The sequence below is a fragment of the Flavimaribacter sediminis genome (assembly GCF_019492055.1).
Taxonomy (GTDB): Bacteria; Pseudomonadota; Alphaproteobacteria; order Rhizobiales; family Rhizobiaceae; genus Flavimaribacter; species Flavimaribacter sediminis.
On record NZ_JAICBX010000001.1, the window covers coordinates 1,564,760 to 1,582,132 of the forward strand.

Annotated in this window: 14 protein-coding genes and 1 tRNA gene; 8 read left to right on the forward strand and 7 right to left on the reverse strand. The window is 53.5% G+C overall.

The features are described from left to right. Nucleotides 1–151: 151 nt before the first annotated feature. Both recG and K1W69_RS07455 read left to right on the forward strand, forming a co-directional pair. Complete coding sequence (gene recG, locus K1W69_RS07450) at nucleotides 152–2,257, forward strand: ATP-dependent DNA helicase RecG (protein WP_220227655.1); 2,106 nt, start codon at nucleotides 152–154, stop codon at nucleotides 2,255–2,257. After that, a complete protein-coding gene (locus K1W69_RS07455) occupies nucleotides 2,257–2,679 on the forward strand; it encodes a DUF1801 domain-containing protein (RefSeq protein WP_258570831.1) in 423 nt (140 codons plus the stop codon). Before recG ends, K1W69_RS07455 begins: the two co-directional genes overlap by 1 nt. A 20-nt stretch (nucleotides 2,680–2,699) precedes the next feature. Here the strand turns inward: K1W69_RS07455 and K1W69_RS07460 are convergent, their stop codons facing one another. The 4 genes from K1W69_RS07460 to K1W69_RS07475 all read right to left on the reverse strand — a co-directional run bounded on the left by K1W69_RS07460 (nucleotide 2,700) and on the right by K1W69_RS07475 (nucleotide 7,703). After that, nucleotides 2,700–3,401 carry a DUF502 domain-containing protein gene (locus K1W69_RS07460; protein ID WP_220227656.1) on the reverse strand — a complete coding sequence of 234 codons (702 nt, stop codon included), beginning with the start codon at nucleotides 3,399–3,401 and terminating at the stop codon, nucleotides 2,700–2,702. Nucleotides 3,402–3,522: 121 nt separating this feature from the next. Beyond that, nucleotides 3,523–5,349, reverse strand: coding sequence for a glutamine--fructose-6-phosphate transaminase (isomerizing) (gene glmS, locus K1W69_RS07465; RefSeq protein WP_220227657.1), 1,827 nt, complete (start codon nucleotides 5,347–5,349; stop codon nucleotides 3,523–3,525). 123 nt (nucleotides 5,350–5,472) lie between these two features. Further along, the gene (gene glmU / locus K1W69_RS07470; RefSeq protein WP_220227658.1) at nucleotides 5,473–6,837 is read right to left on the reverse strand and encodes a bifunctional UDP-N-acetylglucosamine diphosphorylase/glucosamine-1-phosphate N-acetyltransferase GlmU; all 1,365 of its coding nucleotides are present in this window, start codon (nucleotides 6,835–6,837) and stop codon (nucleotides 5,473–5,475) included. A gap of 122 nt (nucleotides 6,838–6,959) precedes the next feature. Further along, nucleotides 6,960–7,703: a cytochrome c biogenesis CcdA family protein gene (locus K1W69_RS07475; protein ID WP_220227659.1), complete on the reverse strand. Its 744-nt coding sequence runs from the start codon at nucleotides 7,701–7,703 to the stop codon at nucleotides 6,960–6,962. Nucleotides 7,704–7,885: 182 nt separating this feature from the next. Between K1W69_RS07475 and K1W69_RS07480 the strand changes: the two genes are divergently transcribed. Then, nucleotides 7,886–7,961: transfer RNA gene (locus tag K1W69_RS07480), tRNA-Lys, on the forward strand. 149 nt (nucleotides 7,962–8,110) lie between these two features. After that, nucleotides 8,111–8,935: a hypothetical protein gene (locus K1W69_RS07485; RefSeq protein WP_220227660.1), complete on the forward strand. Its 825-nt coding sequence runs from the start codon at nucleotides 8,111–8,113 to the stop codon at nucleotides 8,933–8,935. A 15-nt stretch (nucleotides 8,936–8,950) separates the two neighbouring features. Here K1W69_RS07485 and K1W69_RS07490 read toward each other — a convergent pair whose 3' ends face one another. Next, the gene (locus K1W69_RS07490; RefSeq protein WP_220227661.1) at nucleotides 8,951–9,598 is read right to left on the reverse strand and encodes a class I SAM-dependent methyltransferase; all 648 of its coding nucleotides are present in this window, start codon (nucleotides 9,596–9,598) and stop codon (nucleotides 8,951–8,953) included. Between the two features lie 450 nt (nucleotides 9,599–10,048). Beyond that, nucleotides 10,049–11,035, reverse strand: a complete 987-nt coding sequence (denD, locus tag K1W69_RS07495; protein WP_220227662.1) for a D-erythronate dehydrogenase — start codon at nucleotides 11,033–11,035, stop codon at nucleotides 10,049–10,051. A 94-nt stretch (nucleotides 11,036–11,129) separates the two neighbouring features. On the opposite strand from denD, the gene K1W69_RS07500 reads away from it, so the two are divergent. From K1W69_RS07500 to K1W69_RS07510, 3 genes are read left to right on the forward strand one after another with little or no spacing between them, the layout of a single operon-like run. Next, nucleotides 11,130–11,753 carry an AAA family ATPase gene (locus tag K1W69_RS07500; protein ID WP_220227663.1) on the forward strand — a complete coding sequence of 208 codons (624 nt, stop codon included), beginning with the start codon at nucleotides 11,130–11,132 and terminating at the stop codon, nucleotides 11,751–11,753. 52 nt (nucleotides 11,754–11,805) lie between these two features. Beyond that, nucleotides 11,806–13,113 carry an ABC transporter substrate-binding protein gene (locus K1W69_RS07505; protein WP_258570832.1) on the forward strand — a complete coding sequence of 436 codons (1,308 nt, stop codon included), beginning with the start codon at nucleotides 11,806–11,808 and terminating at the stop codon, nucleotides 13,111–13,113. Further along, nucleotides 13,110–16,121 carry an adenylate/guanylate cyclase domain-containing protein gene (locus K1W69_RS07510; RefSeq protein WP_220227664.1) on the forward strand — a complete coding sequence of 1,004 codons (3,012 nt, stop codon included), beginning with the start codon at nucleotides 13,110–13,112 and terminating at the stop codon, nucleotides 16,119–16,121. Before K1W69_RS07505 ends, K1W69_RS07510 begins: the two co-directional genes overlap by 4 nt. 2 nt (nucleotides 16,122–16,123) lie before the next feature. Here K1W69_RS07510 and K1W69_RS07515 read toward each other — a convergent pair whose 3' ends face one another. Then, complete coding sequence (locus K1W69_RS07515; RefSeq protein ID WP_220227665.1) at nucleotides 16,124–16,771, reverse strand: histidine phosphatase family protein; 648 nt, start codon at nucleotides 16,769–16,771, stop codon at nucleotides 16,124–16,126. A 204-nt stretch (nucleotides 16,772–16,975) separates the two neighbouring features. Between K1W69_RS07515 and K1W69_RS07520 the strand changes: the two genes are divergently transcribed. Then, nucleotides 16,976–17,353 carry a winged helix-turn-helix transcriptional regulator gene (locus K1W69_RS07520; protein ID WP_220227666.1) on the forward strand — a complete coding sequence of 126 codons (378 nt, stop codon included), beginning with the start codon at nucleotides 16,976–16,978 and terminating at the stop codon, nucleotides 17,351–17,353. The last annotated feature ends 20 nt before the right edge of the window (nucleotides 17,354–17,373 follow it).

Genomic DNA, 17,373 nt, shown 5'->3' on the forward strand with positions numbered 1-17,373 from the left:
ATAGACGACCCGGCGTTCGTTGTCAGCCGTCGCTTTGTCGATATGCGATATCATGGTAGAGGCTGTTGTTCCAATGCAGATATGCTTCATTTTTTCCGGGATCGCCTCCGCAACTGCTCAGATTCCGGACGGATTGTGAGAGTGTGAAGAAATGCGTCCCGCAGAACTCGATCCGCTCTTTGTTCCCATCACATCCTATTCCGGGATAGGGCCGAAAATTGCGGATTTGATTGCCCGTGCGCTCGATCGTGAATCCGGAGATGACACCCGCGCCGTAGACTTGATTCTTCTACCCCCTCACCGGTTGATCGATCGTAGACATCGACCCGGCGTAGCCTTCGCACAGGAAAGCGAAATCGTTACGCTCAGTCTGCACATCGATCGTCACATGCCACCGCCGCCTGGACGAAGAAATGTCCCGTATCGCGTCCTGGCTCATGATGAAACCGGTGAAATAGCGCTGACTTTTTTTAATGCGCGATCAAACTGGCTCGAAAAGCAATTGCCTTTGGGAGAGAAGGTTCTGGTCAGTGGTCGAATGGAATGGTTCAACGGACGCGCGAGTATGGTGCATCCCGACCGCATGGCCAGAGAAGGCAGCGATGATCCATTCCCTGTAATCGAACCAGTTTACCCACTGACAGCGGGACTTTCCCCGAGGATTTTGCAAAAAGCCATCGACGCTGCGTTGGAAGCATTGCCGGTCTTGCCAGAATGGCAGTCCAAACCGCTTATCGATAAAAACGGTTTTCCAAGCTTTGGCGACTCCGTCGCGAGGCTCCATGCTCCGCGTGATCACTCCGACATGGATCCGAATGCTCCGGCGCGCAGGCGTCTGGCATATGATGAATTACTCGCCGGTCAATTGTCCTTGGCGCTCGTCCGTCAGCGCATCCGCGCTCTGACGGGAAAACCGGTCAGAGGCGACGGAAGACTGCGAGAGCAATTGATGGCGGCCCTGCCCTTTCATTTGACAACCGGCCAAATTCAAGCCGTCGATGACATCCTTGCGGACATGAACTCCGAAGAACGCATGTTGCGTCTGCTGCAGGGCGATGTCGGATCTGGAAAAACCATAGTTGCACTGATTGCGCTTGTCGCCTGTGTTGAGGCCGGTGGCCAAGGTGTTCTCATGGCGCCGACCGAGGTTCTCGCCAACCAGCATTTTGCCACTATCATGCGACTTCTGGAGAACTCTGGAATACGATGCGCGTTTCTGACCGGTCGCACCAAGGGACGAGAACGCGCGGATGTCCTGGAGAAGATCGAGAACGGACAGGCTGGGATTATTATCGGAACCCACGCTCTTTTTCAGGAAAACGTCAATTATTATAATTTGCTTCTGGCGGTTGTGGATGAACAACATCGGTTTGGCGTCCACCAGCGCCTCCGCCTGACGGCCAAAGGCGCAGCGCCGCATATGCTCGTGATGACGGCGACGCCGATCCCGCGCACACTTGTTCTGTCAGCCTTCGGCGACATGGATGTCTCCCGTTTGTCGGAAAAGCCGGCGGGTCGAAAACCGATCGCAACGGCCACGATGTCGATTGACCGCTTGCCTGAGATCCTGGATCGGTTGCGAAACGCAATTGATGCCGGCAGGAAAATATACTGGATATGCCCGCTGGTAGAAGAGTCCGATCTTGTCGAACTCATGTCGGCCGAGAAGCGGTTCGAATGGCTCAAAGAGCATTTTGGGACAGTGACCGGATTGATCCATGGACGAATGAAAGCAGACGAAAAAGATACGGCCATGCAGGATTTCAAATCCGGCAAAACCCGCCTGCTCGTCGCCACGACGGTTATTGAAGTCGGAGTGGATGTGCCTGATGCTTCGATCATGGTCATCGAACACGCGGAACGTTTCGGGCTTGCTCAGCTTCATCAACTGCGCGGCCGCGTAGGGCGTGGCGATGAAGCATCGAGTTGCATTCTGCTCTACAAAGGGCCGCTTGGCGCCACCGCCAAGGCCCGTCTTTCGATCATGCGCCAGACAGAAGACGGTTTTCGGGTTGCGGAGGAAGATTTACGATTGCGCGGCGAAGGTGAATTGCTGGGTACGCGACAGTCCGGAATGCCCGGATTTCGGCTGGCCTCGCTTGACGTACATGCGGATTTGCTTGAAACCGCTCGCAACGATGCACGTCACATTGTTCACGAAGATCCTTCGTTGTCTTCAGAGCGTGGAGCCGCCTTGCGCATGTTGCTTCACATTTGGCGCAAGGACGAAGCCGTAAGGCTGTTGAGAGCAGGCTGATGACCAAAAAACCATTCAAGGATGCAAGCGTCAGATCCGCCTTCGAGGCTTTTCCGGAGGAAGCGCGACAAAGTCTGATGCAAATGCGGGAAATTCTTTTCCAAGCGGCCAATGAGACTCCGGGCGTGGGAAACATTACCGAATGCCTGAAGTGGGGCGAGCCGAGTTACCTGCCTGAGAAATCGGGGGTTGGCACGACGGTTCGTTTGGCGTGGAAGCAAAAACAGCCAGGGCGCGTGAGTGTATTTCTGCACTGCCAGACCAATCTGGTCGAGCGTATCAGGGGGATCTATCCTGATGTGTTTTCATTCGAAGGCAACAGGCAGCTTTCCGTGCCTGTTGGCGCGCCGTTACCGGAAGAGGAATTGCAGCACTGCTTCTCGATGGCTCTAACCTATCATTTGAGAAAGAAGACTGGATAGAGCCTGCACCGCTTGGTGGATCAAGCGTCTATCTTGTCTCGCTCGGTGATGGCCTGTCGTGCGATCTCTTCGGTTTTTTGATGATATTCCGGAGCGACCAAGCCCGCAGATATCACCATTTTGGCGGCTTCTTCGACGCTCATGTCCAGAACCATGACATCTTGCCGAGGCACAAACAGTAGAAAACCTGACGTCGGGTTCGGGGTCGTCGGGAGAAAAACAGAAACAGTGTCGACACCTGAATCAGTCAACCTGTAAGCAACTTCACCCTTCGTATCTGTCGCAAGAAAGACAATCGACCATAGGCCCTTGCGCGGATATTCGATCAACCCCGCCTTGTTGAATGAATTGTTCTGCTCGGCAAGGACGGTCTGGAAAATCTGTTTCAAACCCTTGTAGATGCCGCGGATCAGCGGCATCCGGTCGAGTATGGATTCGCCATAGGTCAGGATCGTGCGGCCGATTAGATTGGCGGTGAGAAAGCCAACAAGGGTAATGAAAATCAACGCCGTCAGAAGTCCGAACCCTGGAACGCTGAACGGCAGGTAATTGTCCGGGTTGTAGACGTTCGGAAGGTAAGGTTTTACCCAGCCATCTACCCAACCGATAAAAGACCAGGTGATATAGGCGGTGATCGCAAGCGGAGCGCAGACAATCAGACCCGTGAGGAAATAGTTCCTGACACGGGTTGTCGCGCGAATTCGGACCGGTTTGTCAGACATGAAAATGCCAAAAGGAGCTTTGATGCATAAAGCATTATTATAAGAAGGCGAAGTGCCGCCAACAAGCGCTGTCTTGTGCCTGAGCGAAATATTGATGTTGGCGGCTGAGCGCGCCTAACCGCTATTCGACAGTGACCGATTTTGCGAGATTGCGGGGCTGATCAACATCCGTTCCCATGAAAACCGCCGTGTGATAGGCGAGCAATTGCACCGGGATTGAAAACACCAGCGGCGCAATGAACTCGTCAACATTGGGCAGTGCGACCGTGGACAAGGTTTTCATGGATGACGCCGCGGCGCCGGCTTCATCGGTAATGAAGATGATTTTGCCGCCTCTTGCGGCGACTTCCTGCATATTTGACATGGTCTTGTCAAAATGCCGGTCGTGCGGCGCAATTACGATCACCGGCATATTTTCATCTATCAGCGCGATCGGGCCGTGCTTCAGCTCTCCGGCGGCGTAAGCCTCTGCGTGGATGTATGAGATTTCCTTGAGCTTCAATGCGCCTTCCATCGCCAGCGTGTAGCTGGTTCCACGACCGAGATAGAGCACATTGTGGTATTTCGACAGCTCACGGGACAACTCTTCCAACTGTGGTTGAATCGCATGAAGCACACTACCCACGATCCTCGGCGCATGCGTTGCCGCTTGAATCATCTCGGATTCCTGTTCAAGCGTGAGCGTATTGCGGGCGCGGCCAGCCAGGATGGCAAGTGAAGCGAATACGGCGAGTTGCGACGTGAAGGCCTTGGTTGACGCCACGCCGATTTCCGGGCCTGCAAGCGTCGGGAAAACAACATCTGCTTCCCGCGCAATCGTCGATTCCTGAACATTGACGATCGCGCCGATCTTGAGACCGTTCTCCTTGCAGTACCGAAGTGAAGCCAGCGTATCAGCCGTTTCTCCGGATTGAGAAATGAAAAGCGCCGCTTCCCGATCTGTCATGGGCATTTCGCGGTAGCGAAATTCAGAAGCGATATCGATTTCGACAGGCAATCGCGCGTAACGTTCGAACCAGGTCTTTCCGATATGACCTGCAAGGAAAGCGGTTCCGCAGGCAGCTATCTTCAGACCATCGATAGATGCGAAATCAATAGGCTGGGCAACAGGCCGAACAGTTTTGGCGACGAAATCCATGTAATGCGCAAAGGTGTGGGAAATCGCTTCCGGTTGTTCGTAGATCTCCTTTTCCATGAAGTGGCGATGGTTGCCCTTTTCAACCTGCGCATAGGCGACAGACGCTTTCGAACGCTTTCGTTGGACGGGTAAGCCGTCCGTCGAGAAGATTTCAAGCCGATCCTTGCGTACGACAGCCCAGTCTCCGTCTTCGAGATAGGTGATATCGTCGGTAAAGGGAGAGAGAGCGATGGCGTCCGATCCGAGAAACATTTCACCGGATCCATGACCAATAGCGAGTGGCGGACCATTGCGTGCGCCCATGATCATGTCGTCATGGCCTTCTACAAGCACGCAAAGCGCATAGGCGCCGTGAATAAGCTTGACCGCAGCCTGCATCGCCTCTTCCGGCGACTTGCCGCTCTCGAGCAGACTGGCGATGAGTTGCGCGACCACTTCCGTGTCTGTTTCCGTATGGAATTCCGCTCCGCGCGCCTCAAGCTCCTGCCGAATTTCCGAAAAATTTTCGATGATACCGTTATGGACGACGGCTACGCCGTTGCAGAAATGCGGGTGCGCATTGTTCGTGGTCGGAGCGCCATGTGTCGCCCAGCGCGTGTGGCCGATGCCGATGGTCCCGTCCAGCGGCTGTTCGTTCAGTTGTGCTTCCAGATTCACCAGCTTGCCTGCGGCGCGTCTGCGATCAAGATGGCCGCCAGACAAAGTGGCGACGCCGGCGGAATCGTAACCCCTGTATTCAAGACGCTTGAGCGCGTCCACGAGTTGAGTTGCCACCGGTTTGTTGCCAATAATTGCTACAATGCCGCACATGAAACCGGATCCCTATCAGAAGTACTGCCCTTCACGCTTGTTATATGATTTGGGCAACGCCGCAATCAGTGGCGGTGTTCACATTGAGTTACACCGTTAAACGCATCTGTTTCCACACATTTTCTATTTCTTTGGCTTTCCCGAATCGGCCTTTATGGCGTGATTGCGAGCGCGTATTTTCTCGGCCACGCCTTCCTTGTTTTCCTGACGAGCGCGGCCAAAAGCGAGAGCCTGTGACGGCACGTCCCGGGTAATCACACTACCGGATGCGATGTAACTGTGATCACCGATAGCGACCGGAGCCACCAAAGACGAATTGGAGCCGACAAAAACCTCCGTTCCAATCTGGGTGAAGTGCTTGTTGACGCCATCATAGTTGCAGGTGATTGTCCCGGCGCCGATATTGGATTTTGCGCCGATCGAGGCGTCGCCGATATAGGTCAGGTGATTGACCTTGGCGCCTTCGCCGACGGTCGCGTTTTTAACCTCGCAAAAGTTTCCGACTTTCGATCCTGACTGGAGATCGGCGCCTGGGCGCAGTCTTGCGAACGGTCCAACGGTGCAATCGGAACCTATTGTGGTCCCTTCAAGATGGCTGAACCCCTTGATGACGGCGCCGCTGCGAATTGTAACGCCGGGTCCAATGATGACGTTTGGCTCGATTGTGACGTCGGCCTCTATCATTGTGTCATGGCTCACAAACACTGTTTCAGGCGCGACCATCGTGACGCCCGACTTCATCATGTCAACGCGCCGATCCCACTGCCATAATTGTTCAACCTCGGCGAGTTCAGCGCGATTGTTGATTCCGATGAGTTCGCGATTGCTCGCTTCCACTGCAACGGCCCGGCCGCCCTTGTCTCGCGCGATGCCGACTATGTCGGTCAAATAGTATTCCAATTTTGCGTTTTCATTGCCAATTGCACGAAGCATTTCGAGGGCCTTGTGGCCATTTATCGCCATTAACCCGCCGTTGCAGAATTCGATCTTGCGTTCTTCGTCGGTGGCGTCTCGTTCCTCCCGAATGGCGACGAGTTCACCATTTTCCTCTATCAGACGTCCATATCCGTGCGGTTTGTCCGTTCGGAAACCAATCACTGCGACATCGGCTCCATCGGCGAGCATTTGTCGGCTCTGCATCAAGGTTTCGGATCGCACCAGCGGCGTATCACCGAAGATGACAAGAATGTCGTCATAGCCCTCTTCGATGGCCTGTGCTGCGGTCAGGGCTGCATGGGCCGTGCCCAATCGCTCTTTCTGCTCCCAGACCGAAAGGTTGTCGGTAACGTCTCTTGATGCGGCCTCGACAGCCTCTGCATCGCGCCCGACGACAAGGGCGACCGATCCGACGCCGGCAGCCTTCGCAGCGCTTATTACGTGCGAGATCATCGGCAGATTGCCGACCGGGAAAAGAACTTTTGAGCGAGACGCGTTCATCCGCGTGCTCTCGCCGGCGGCAAGTATGATCGCAAGACAGCTCCGCGCCATGGTTTTCTCCATCATCACGGGATTTCTAGACCGAGAATGTCAACAGGTCCTGAATCCTAATCCACGGACGTGTCGGCCAGTTATCTAACGCCTGTCGACCTTTTACAAAAGGGCGATTGTGGTCAGCCGATTGTGGACAGGATCGGGAAAGTTTCCAGAAGCCAAAAGGCCATGGTTTCCATGCCACCTGTCAGGAACAGGACTCCGGTAAGCACGAGCAGTCCACCCATTACTTTTTCTACGGCGCCGAGATGCCGCCGGAACCGGGTAAGAAAACGCATGAACAGACCGGAAAAAGCCGCCGCAATCCAAAATGGAATCGCTAGCCCAAGTGAGTAGAAACCGAGAAGAAGAGCCCCTGCCCCGACCGTGTCTTTTGTGCTTGCGACGCCGAGGATTGCGCCGAGCACCGGCCCGATGCAGGGGGTCCAGCCAAAGGCGAATGCAAGACCTATTATGTATGCGCCAGTGATTGTCGCCGGCGCGCCGCCGCCCTGAAAACGGGCCTCACGGGCTAGAAGGCCGATCCTGAAGACGCCGAGAAAATGGAGGCCCATAATGATTATGACGACGCCAGCAATCTGTGAGAGGATGCCCATGTAACTGCGTAGCAACGCGCCAATCGTCGAGGCTCCGGCTCCCAGGGCGATGAAGACAGTTGCAAATCCGAGCGTAAAGAAGAGCGATGCGAACAAGATCGCCCTGCGCGCCTGGATTTGGCTCTGCGCGCTTTCCCGGAAATCTTCGACGCTGACACCAGCCATATAGCAAAGATAGGGAGGCACAAGCGGCAAAACGCACGGTGACAGGAAAGACAGCGCTCCCGCGCCAATCGCCACAAAGACGGAAATGTCGTTGATATCCACTCGATTACCTGAAACACGTCTGGAGCAACATGCCCTGACATAGTTTCAAATAGCATCACGCGCCAGTCACCTTTTCGCAAACGCCAAAAAGACGCATAAACCCGGTATTTTTGATATTGACCCGCCATGGGGTCGTCCCTATGTTCCGCGCAATTCTTGAGGCAGGGATTCCCGGCCTCCGGGAGCCGATAGCTCAGCCGGTAGAGCAACTGACTTTTAATCAGTAGGTCCAGGGTTCGAACCCCTGTCGGCTCACCATTACACAAATAATACAATATCTTATAGCAAAAAATAAATGCTTCGCAGCAAGTTTTGCTGGAAACGTATTACTGTGGGTTCCATCACAGTCTTTCAGCCACAGGAAGTGATACAGTCTCGTGAACCATTGGAACTCGCAGGAGGGTTCGATGCATCTCATAGAGAAAGGTTTGCTGCTTTTCCTTTTCTTCAGCCTGGTTCTGCTGGCTGCCTGTAACAAAAAACCAGACGCGGAATCCGTAGGCGGAACTGAAGCGGCTACCGAGGAAACTTCCAGTGACGGCGAGGCCCATATTCCGCCCTCGAACACGACGGACAGTTCTTCATACTCCACCGACAATTCTGCCTATCAACGTTATCACAGGCGTTCCAGAAACGTACCTCCAGCAAGCGGCGAAGACGTCGGCAGAGCGCCGGCGTCGGTTGGGCAGCCAGATCCGCTGGAATACAGAGAACGGCTAGCCGCCCTTCCAAAAGGTTCTTTTTCCTATAATCGAACCAATTCAATGTGGCGACATGAGCCAGAAACGGTTGTTTTGAAACTAAACGCCTCTGACGTCTTTCCAGACATTCCGGCAAGTCTGGGCGGTGAAATCGTCAGGGAGCGGGCAGCGATAACGCCCAAAATGTCCGCCGAGTTGAACGGGACCGCCGGACTTGAGATCAGCCCTTCAGGCGCTGTTGAAAAGAGAATATCGGATACCGCGACAACGATATGGCAATGGAGGGTGACGCCGGTCGAGGAAGGCGCGCAAATCCTCTGGTTGACGGTTTACGTCAATATCGACGACCAAGGACCACTTATCCTGGCAAGCTATGAAGACACCATCCGGATCGATGTGTCTGCCTGGCAAAGAACCAAAACAGTAGTCGCAGAAATTTCGCCGGTATGGGCGTTTCTTGCAGGTCTCGTATCCCTGATTTCCGGTCTGGTCGTCTGGTTTCGGAAGTGGCGGCTCAAAGTCGGTCGATGACGCATAAGTCGACAATTAGTTTGGTTTACTGGCGACGATAAATGGCCTGACATCCTTGCCCTGCGTTGCGTGAAATTCACAAGCAATGATGTCGAATCCGGCATTGCGAATCTTTTCCTCAAGCGATGACGCTTTTATCGAATGCACGTGCTGAGGGGCTTTTCCGACAGCTCTCATCAGCGGAATCACCAAACGGATCAAGGGGGTCATATCGCCAACACAGGGTGTTTTGGAGATGAAGTATCCGCCAGATTTCAAGCATAGGCGAATCAACTCCAAATTCCGATCGATGTCTTCGACGAGGTGAAGGTAGTTAAAACCGAGGACGGCGTCATACTGATCAGGTTGCAGTTCGAGCGTCTCGACTGTGCCTGTCGAAAATTTCAATTGGGCATTGGGACTTCTCACTGCTTTTTCTTGTGCAATTGCTATCATTTGCGGCGAAATGTCCGTGGCGAGATAGGAGGAAGCCATCGTCGCCAGATGCAGGGCTGTAGTTCCGGTTCCGCAGCCGAGTTCCAGCACACTGTCATCGCTTCTCAAAAAGTCGCTGACGCGCGTCAGAGTCTTCTGGTAGCCTTCCTCGTCCTTGATTGGATCGGTTGAATATTTCCGGGCAATGCGATCCCAGAACCGGGCGTCCTTATTTACCGTTGCCGTCATGTCAGGAAAGATACCAGGTTTTACAATCGCCCCTTTGATGCAGATGTTCGCCAACCTGAGCAAGACTTAAACGCAATGAAATCAGAACAGGCATGAATCTTTTTTGAAGTTTCTCTTCGTGACTTCATTGAAGATGTCGGGATAATCTAGATTGATGTAGTCGACATCGCAGCCGGAGATATATGCGAACGTCGCTTCGTCATTCCCGTCATAGTAGGCCATTATTTCTGTCTGCTGTCCGCTCTTCAGTCATATCGGACCCATTAAGCGCCAGGGTATAGAGCCCTGTCATTTCATCAATGAGCGATCTCAGTGTTTCTGAACCGCATATTGCCTCCTGGACTTCGCCGGTTGCCAGAGCGCAGTCCAGGGCCTGCGCTTCTGACGGCGCCGCGGCCAATGGAACAAGTCCTGCTCCAATGCCGATCGATCTCATTGACCCGCCCCGTCTCATTGCCCTGATCTATCCAGATCATCCTCGATATAGATGCGAATAATATCCTCGAAACTTTTGTCAGCCGCAAATCCCATTGCAAGCGCGCGTTGGGGATCGAAATCACGCGGCCAGCCTGAAACCAGACGCATGACCAGATCGTCCGGTTCCCGTTTGATTAGCCGAACGGCATCCTCGCCAGCAATATTTCTGAGCGCCTCGATCTGTTCTGCGACTGTGCACGAAATACCCGGCATGTTGATGGCGAGACGACCCTGGAGCAAGGACGTATCAAGATTGGCGGCATGAGTGAGAAATCCGATAGCCGTTCGCGGCGAAACATGCCAATGACGAACATCCGTACCCACGGGAAGAAGCGCTTCCTTGCCATTAAGCGGTTCGCGGATGATTCCTGAAAAGAAAGAGGATGCTGCAAGGTTGGCCTTACCCGGGCGAACAACTACTGTTGGCAACCGAATGGAAATACCGTCGATAAAACCCTTGCGGCTGTAATCGGAAACAAGAAGTTCGGTAATTGCCTTCTGCGCGCCGTAGGAAGATTGAGGGGCACTAAGGAATTCATCCCCGATCTTGTCAGGATAAGGTCCGCCAAAAACCGCAATTGATGACGTGAAGACCAAGCGTGGCCGATATTGCCCTTCGGTCGCTTCATGGACCTGTTTGAGCGCTTCCAGGAACTGCCAAGAACCGCGTGCGTTTGTGTTCCAGCCCTTTTCGAAGTTCGTCTCCGCCTCGCCGGACACTATTGCTGCCAGGTGAAAAATCATGTCCGCCTTCAACTCGGCTAGTTTGATCGCTTCACCATTGTTCGCTATGTCGCCCACTAAAGATCGCGTTTTGAAATCGGATTTGATCGAACGCGCTTCTACGATGTCGTGTAGAATCAACTCGTCGATTGAGATGTCTCCCAAACCACCATTAGCAATAGATTGCGCAAGCTTTTGGCCAACCATTCCTGCGCCGCCGAGCACCAGAATTTTCAAATTTTCTCTCCCTGCGATACAGCCTGACCGTTGCCTGACCGGCTTCGTGCTGTAATGCTTGGGCCGACTATTGCAATCTTTAGCGGTGGTGTCGATGACCCATGTTTCCTTCGAGCGTTTGGCAGATATCATCGCAACGCGAGGCGCGGCGTCCAGGAGCCTGACGGCGATTGCAGGCCCGCCAGGGTCAGGAAAGTCGACTGTCTCGCAGCAGCTTGTTGACTATTTGAACCGGATCGAACCTCGATCAGCCGCTTTGCTGCCGATGGATGGATACCACTACGACGACACCGTCCTGCGCGAACGCGGTCTATTGGAGAGAAAAGGGGCTCCGGAGACCTTTGATACCCTTGGGCTGATTGCAATGCTCGAACGGCTGCATTCCAATGCCGAGAAAGAGATCGCCGTTCCCGTTTTCGATCGCACCATCGAGATTTCCCGGTCAGCCGCCAGGATAATAGAGGGAGACGTCCGTCATGTTGTTCTGGAAGGCAACTATCTACTGCTTTCTTCAGGTGATTGGTCGCAAATGCATCGATACTATCGCACGACAGTCATGCTTGATGTTTCGGAAGAGTCGCTGAAAGAGCGACTGGAGCAGCGTTGGCTGCATCTGCCTGAACGCGAACGCCAATCCAAAATCAGCAACAACGATCTTCTGAACGGGCGACTTGTCATGTCTGAAAGCGCGCCTTCAGAATTTATCCTGAAGAACTAAACCCGCGGCGTCACAACGTAGCGGAGAAATTTTGCCAATCCGGTACAAATCGTTGTATCTGTTTGGCCGGTTGTTAACGGGATTGAGGATACCGAAAACGCATATTACTGACTTGGCGGCAGAGGGGATGAAATTGATCGTTGCCCGACAGACTGTGTCCCGAAACTTGAAATTTCGACGCTTCTCGATTTATCTCGCAGCGATTGCCTTTTTCTGTTGTCTGACCAACACAGTCAGAGCCGAACCCGGCGTCTTTGAAGACAGGATCGTTTTTGGTCAGTCTGCGGCGTTTGAAGGTCCAGCAGCTTCGCTAGGCACAGATATACGGAACGGAATCCTCGCAGCATTCGATGAGGTCAACAGAACGGGCGGCGTTAACGGTCGCAAGCTTGAGTTGATTTCCTACAACGACGGTTACGAACCTGAACTTGCAATCGATAATACCAGACGCCTTATAGAACAGGACCAAGTCTTTGCGCTGATCGGAGAAGTCGGCACGCCGACATCGCGCGCAGTCCAGCCGATTGCGCGTGAATACCGGGCGCCATTCATCGGCGCTTTTACAGGAGCCGCATTCCTGCGCGACCCTGGCCTGACCAATGTCATCAACATACGTGCTTCATACGATCAGGAAACAGAGGAACTTGTCGATTTTCTGGTTAAGGATCGCGGCATCAAACGGATCGCCATTCTCTATCAGGATGACACATTCGGCAGCGCAGGCCTTTCTGGGGTTGTCGCGGCGCTGAACCGCAGAGGCCTCGAACTGGTCGCTGACGGCACTTACATGCGCAATACGGTCGCCGTGAAGAGAGCCGCGTTGGCCATACGCAAGGCTCAACCCGATGCTGTTATCATTATCGGAGCGTACAAACCCGCTGCCGAGTTTATCCGCATTGCGCGATCGATTGGTGTCGACGCACTGTTTCTTACTGTTTCCTTCGTAGGCAGCAACGCTCTTGCATCCGACCTTGGAAAGGAAGGCAGCGGAGTAATCGTGTCTCAAGTCGTTCCGTTGTTCCATGACACGTCTGTTTCGGTCGTAGCAAGTTTCCACGATGCGATGGCGAAACTGTCCGAAACGTCAGGCAGAGATCTGCTGATAGACGGTCTGGGCTTTGTCTCTCTGGAGGGATACATCACAGGTCGACTGGTCGTGGAGGTGTTGAGAGACCTTGGAGACGACCTTACTCGGGAAACCTTCATCGGCCTATTTGAAGAATTAAAAGGATACGAGATCGACGGTTTCTCGCTTCAGTACGGGCCGGGAGACAACCAAGGCTCGAACAATGTATTTCTGACCGTGATCAACGATGATGGCAAGTTCGAAACCATCAAACGCCAGGCTGCAGATCAATGAGTGATGGCGCTAAAGAAAGCAAACCAGTCGCCCATTCCAAGGTCGCGATTTCGGAACGCAGTTTCGCCGAGCCTGTGGCCAAAAAAGAAGCTGCGCGGGTCGAGGAGGTCAAATCATCCGCCGTTGTCTTTGGCATAAAGGCAAAGCTGCTCCTGTCTTTCATTGCGCTTGCCACCTGCACGCTCGTCGCATGCATTGTGGCCTGGACCGTGTTCAGCCATATCCAGCGCGCAGTGACCAATGTCACGTCGGACAGCCTGCCGAAAAACACTCTTGCGCTTACGATTGCAGAACACAGCGCTGAAATTTATGTCAGTGCTCCCAGCATCATGGCCAGCGAAAGCCAGTCGGTTCGGGAATTCAGAAAGAAACTGCTGGACGACGCCGTCATGCAGTTGAACGCCGCCATAACCCAATGGCGGAATATCGGTATGGCCCGTGACATTGCCGACGACCTCACCGGGAAGGTCGAAAGGATTTCAGGCTATATCGATGAAGTGAACTTTTCCGTCGCCAACATGCTGGACATCACGGAATCGTTGCATGGACAGGTAGACAAGCTGTCACAGAGCCACAGCCGCTTCCTGGAAGTGCTCGAACCTCTGATCGACGACGCCGTTTTCAATCTGGTCATCGAAAACGAGTCGACAACCTCCAAAACGGAGGCGGCTCTTCGAGAAACCTTGGCCGCAGAAACAGAAACTCTTGGCGCGCTTCTGGCGCTGAAAAACGACCTGTCTATCATAAATGAGCCGTTGGTGAACGAGGCCAATCTCGAAAACGGCAATATGCAACATTTTGTTGCCGATGAATTTGGTTCAATCCGCGAGCATATTTCAGACCATATTCGGACCCTTCGGCTGTCCGCGGCTGCAAAAGAACTAGAGTTTTTCAATGATTCTGTTCAAGCCTTCGTCGTTGGGCTTGGAAGCTATCTGAGGCGGGCCGCGGATTCGCAGAATTCCGAACCCGAAACTGCCCTGCGCCAGGATCTTATCCGCGCACATGACGACCTCGTACAACATATCGATCCGCTGATATCACAGGCGCGAGAACGACTTCTCACGCACACATACGATATCGTCAGCCAACAATCCTCCAAGACCATGGAACTCATCGACCTTGGAGCAAATACGATCCACAACCTCCTTACTATCCGGTCAGACGGCAATCTCGCCGCCGGCCTGCTGAATGAAGCGTCCAGCATCCAGGAGCCGGAACGGCTGGAGCCGCTTGGGGAGCGTTTTCGCGCAGCGGCCGGCCAGATTGAGCGAGCGTATAGGCAACTGCCTGAGCAGAACAGATCAGATGAGTTGCGTATGGTCATCGATTCGGTTCTGAGTATCGGTCAGGGCGATGACAGCATTTTCGGATTGCGCGGACAGGAACTTGTGGAACTGGAACACGCGCAGAATTCCATCAGCGCAAGCGGCGATGTCTCCCAACAGCTTGTCATTGCGGTGACCCGACTCGTCGAAGAAACAGAACAGGACGCCAACGAGACGGCGCGACACGCGGATGAAACAATACGCACCGGCAAAGTTGAAATGCTGGTTATCGCCGGCGCCAGCCTGATCGGTTCAGCTCTGATCATGCTGATCTTTGTCGGCCCTCGGATTATCAGACCAATACGAGAGATCACCGACACGATGACCGATCTTGCGGCCGGTGACACGACCGTAGTTATACCCGGCACTGACCGGAATGATGAGCTTGGAAAGATGTCGAAGGCGTTGGAGGTGTTCCGGGACATCACAATCTCGATCCAGGAATCCAACCTGAAGGAAATCGATCTCGCGCGTCGCAGGCTCGCGGATGCGATCGAGAGTATATCGGAAGCCTTCTCCCTCTATGATGCCGAAGATAGGCTGGTCGTTTGCAACAAGAAATACGGCACGTTGGTGCATCCGGAAATCGCCGACGAGATTCACCCTGGATTGTTTTTTGAGCAGATTGTGCGCCGCTCAATCGAACTTGGACTGATATCCGAGGCGATTGGGCGTGAAGAAGAATGGCTGAAAGAAAGGGTCAAGAGACACCGTCATCCTGAACAACCCCACATCATGCATCGCCATGACGGAACCTGGATCATGGTCAGCGAACGCAGGACTGCTGATGGCGGAGTTGTCGCCGTTTATTCCGATATTACCGAGTTGAAGGAACGAGAGAACGAACTCGCCGAGAAATCGATTGCTCTCGAACAGCTTTCTAAACAACTCTCCAAATATCTCTCTCCGCAAGTCTATCAATCTATCTTCAGTGGAGAACAATCGGCAATCGTTGCAAGCAAGAGGAAGAAATTGACAGTCTTCTTCAGCGATCTTGTCGGCTTCACCGAAATTGCCGACAGGTTGGAATCAGAAGATCTTACGCAGATCCTCAATCAGTATTTGACGGAAATGACGACGATCGCTTTGGACCATGGGGCGACAATAGACAAATATATCGGTGATTCACTGATGATTTTCTTCGGAGATCCTGTGTCCCGGGGAGTCCAGGCAGACGCCGTTACCTGTGTTAAGATGGCTATCGCCATGCAGAAGCGCTTGCGTTCCCTCAGTGAGGAATGGAGGTCGATGGGACTGACCGAAAAGCTTGAATGCCGAATAGGTATTGCAACCGGTTTTTGTACGGTTGGCAATTTCGGAAGCGAAGACCGGATGGACTACACGATTATCGGAGGAACAGTGAACCTTGCCTCAAGACTTGAGGGAGTGGCTGCGACTGGCACGACGCTGGTCGCAGCTGAAACCTACAGTCTGATCCAGGATGAGATCGTCTGTGAGGAACATGAGACGGTCGCGGTCAAAGGAATCGCCTATCCCGTACGCACCTACAGGGTAATCGACACCAAGGAGGTCGTCGCCAAACGTGGCAGACCAGTGCGCAAGAAAGGCGACCGCATTACAATCGACGCAGATATAGATTCAATGTCCGAAGATGAGCGTAAGGAAGTCGCCGAAATGCTGCAGAAGATCCTGTCAGATCTCAATCCGCGGTCGACGTGAAATCAATTGTCCCCATACCATCGAATATCGCGATCTGTCGCCTCTTCGCGATTGCACGGTACACTTTCGAGCAACTCCTCCATTCGCCGCCACGGATGAACGGCGCGGAAGCTGTCGATTGCAATAGTGAAATAGTTTCCGCCGCCGTTGTTCGGCTGATCGAATGAACGTGAGATCGGCGCATCGGCAAAGTGGCAATAAAGCAGCGTGCCGACACCGCCATGACCGACAAGCAGAATATCACCCTGATCTGCCTGCTTCAAATAAGGCAGCGTCGCCCGCACGATTCGACTCTGTGCGTCAATCGCTCTCTCCCAACCGCGAACGCTGATGTAGGGTTCCCTGAAAAACTGGTTCGCAACATCCTGAAACTCTGCGGGTGGAAGAAAGCCAGTTGCACTCCGGTCGTTCTCGCCCATTGCATCATCTATTTCTACTTCCAGACCAATTCCCAGGGCCATGATCCGCGCTGTTTCGACGGCCTTTGTTTCACCGCTGCTGACAAGGCGCGTCGTCGCCCGTAAAACAGGCGCTCCAGCAATCCGCTTTACCCGGTGTTTGCCGATTTCGGACAATTTCCACTCCGGAACGGGGATATCAGTCTCCATCGCCACCTGTGGGTGCGACAAGTAACGCAATACTCCGGGCATAATACTTACCAGCCTCTACCAGCAACAACTCTGTAAACGATAGCACAACCAGATGACATTACGTTGATGACGAGTTATCGGCCTTGATTGTTTTTCACGCCATATTTAATTGCAATTTGCCAGCGACCGGCTACCATCCCCTCGAATGGCCGTCACATGAAAACTACAAAATCTGAATGTCCGATAGACTTTGCAGCCCGCGTCGTGGGTGACAGGTGGAGTCTGCTGATTATCCGAGACATTCTCCTCTACCGCAAGAGCAGGTTCAGGGAACTGGCGAGTGAAGAGGGAATAGCGACCAATATTCTCAGCGACCGGTTGCGACAGCTCGTTGATAGCGGTGTGATCGAAAAAAAGCGCGATCCCGATGATCGAAGAAGTTACATTTATCAGGCGACGCCAAAAGGCAACGGGCTGGCTGGTCTGATGTCGGAGCTAGGCGCTTGGGGAACGGCTAACGAACCGGGATCAAAGGAACTCATTGGAACGCTGAAGCACTACCGTCGGGATTCGGAGGTCGCCGCCACGATCAGATCCAATATTTACCGCAACCGTTATGCTGATGATGCGGATATGCAGTGAAACTTTCAGGTTGGCTCAAC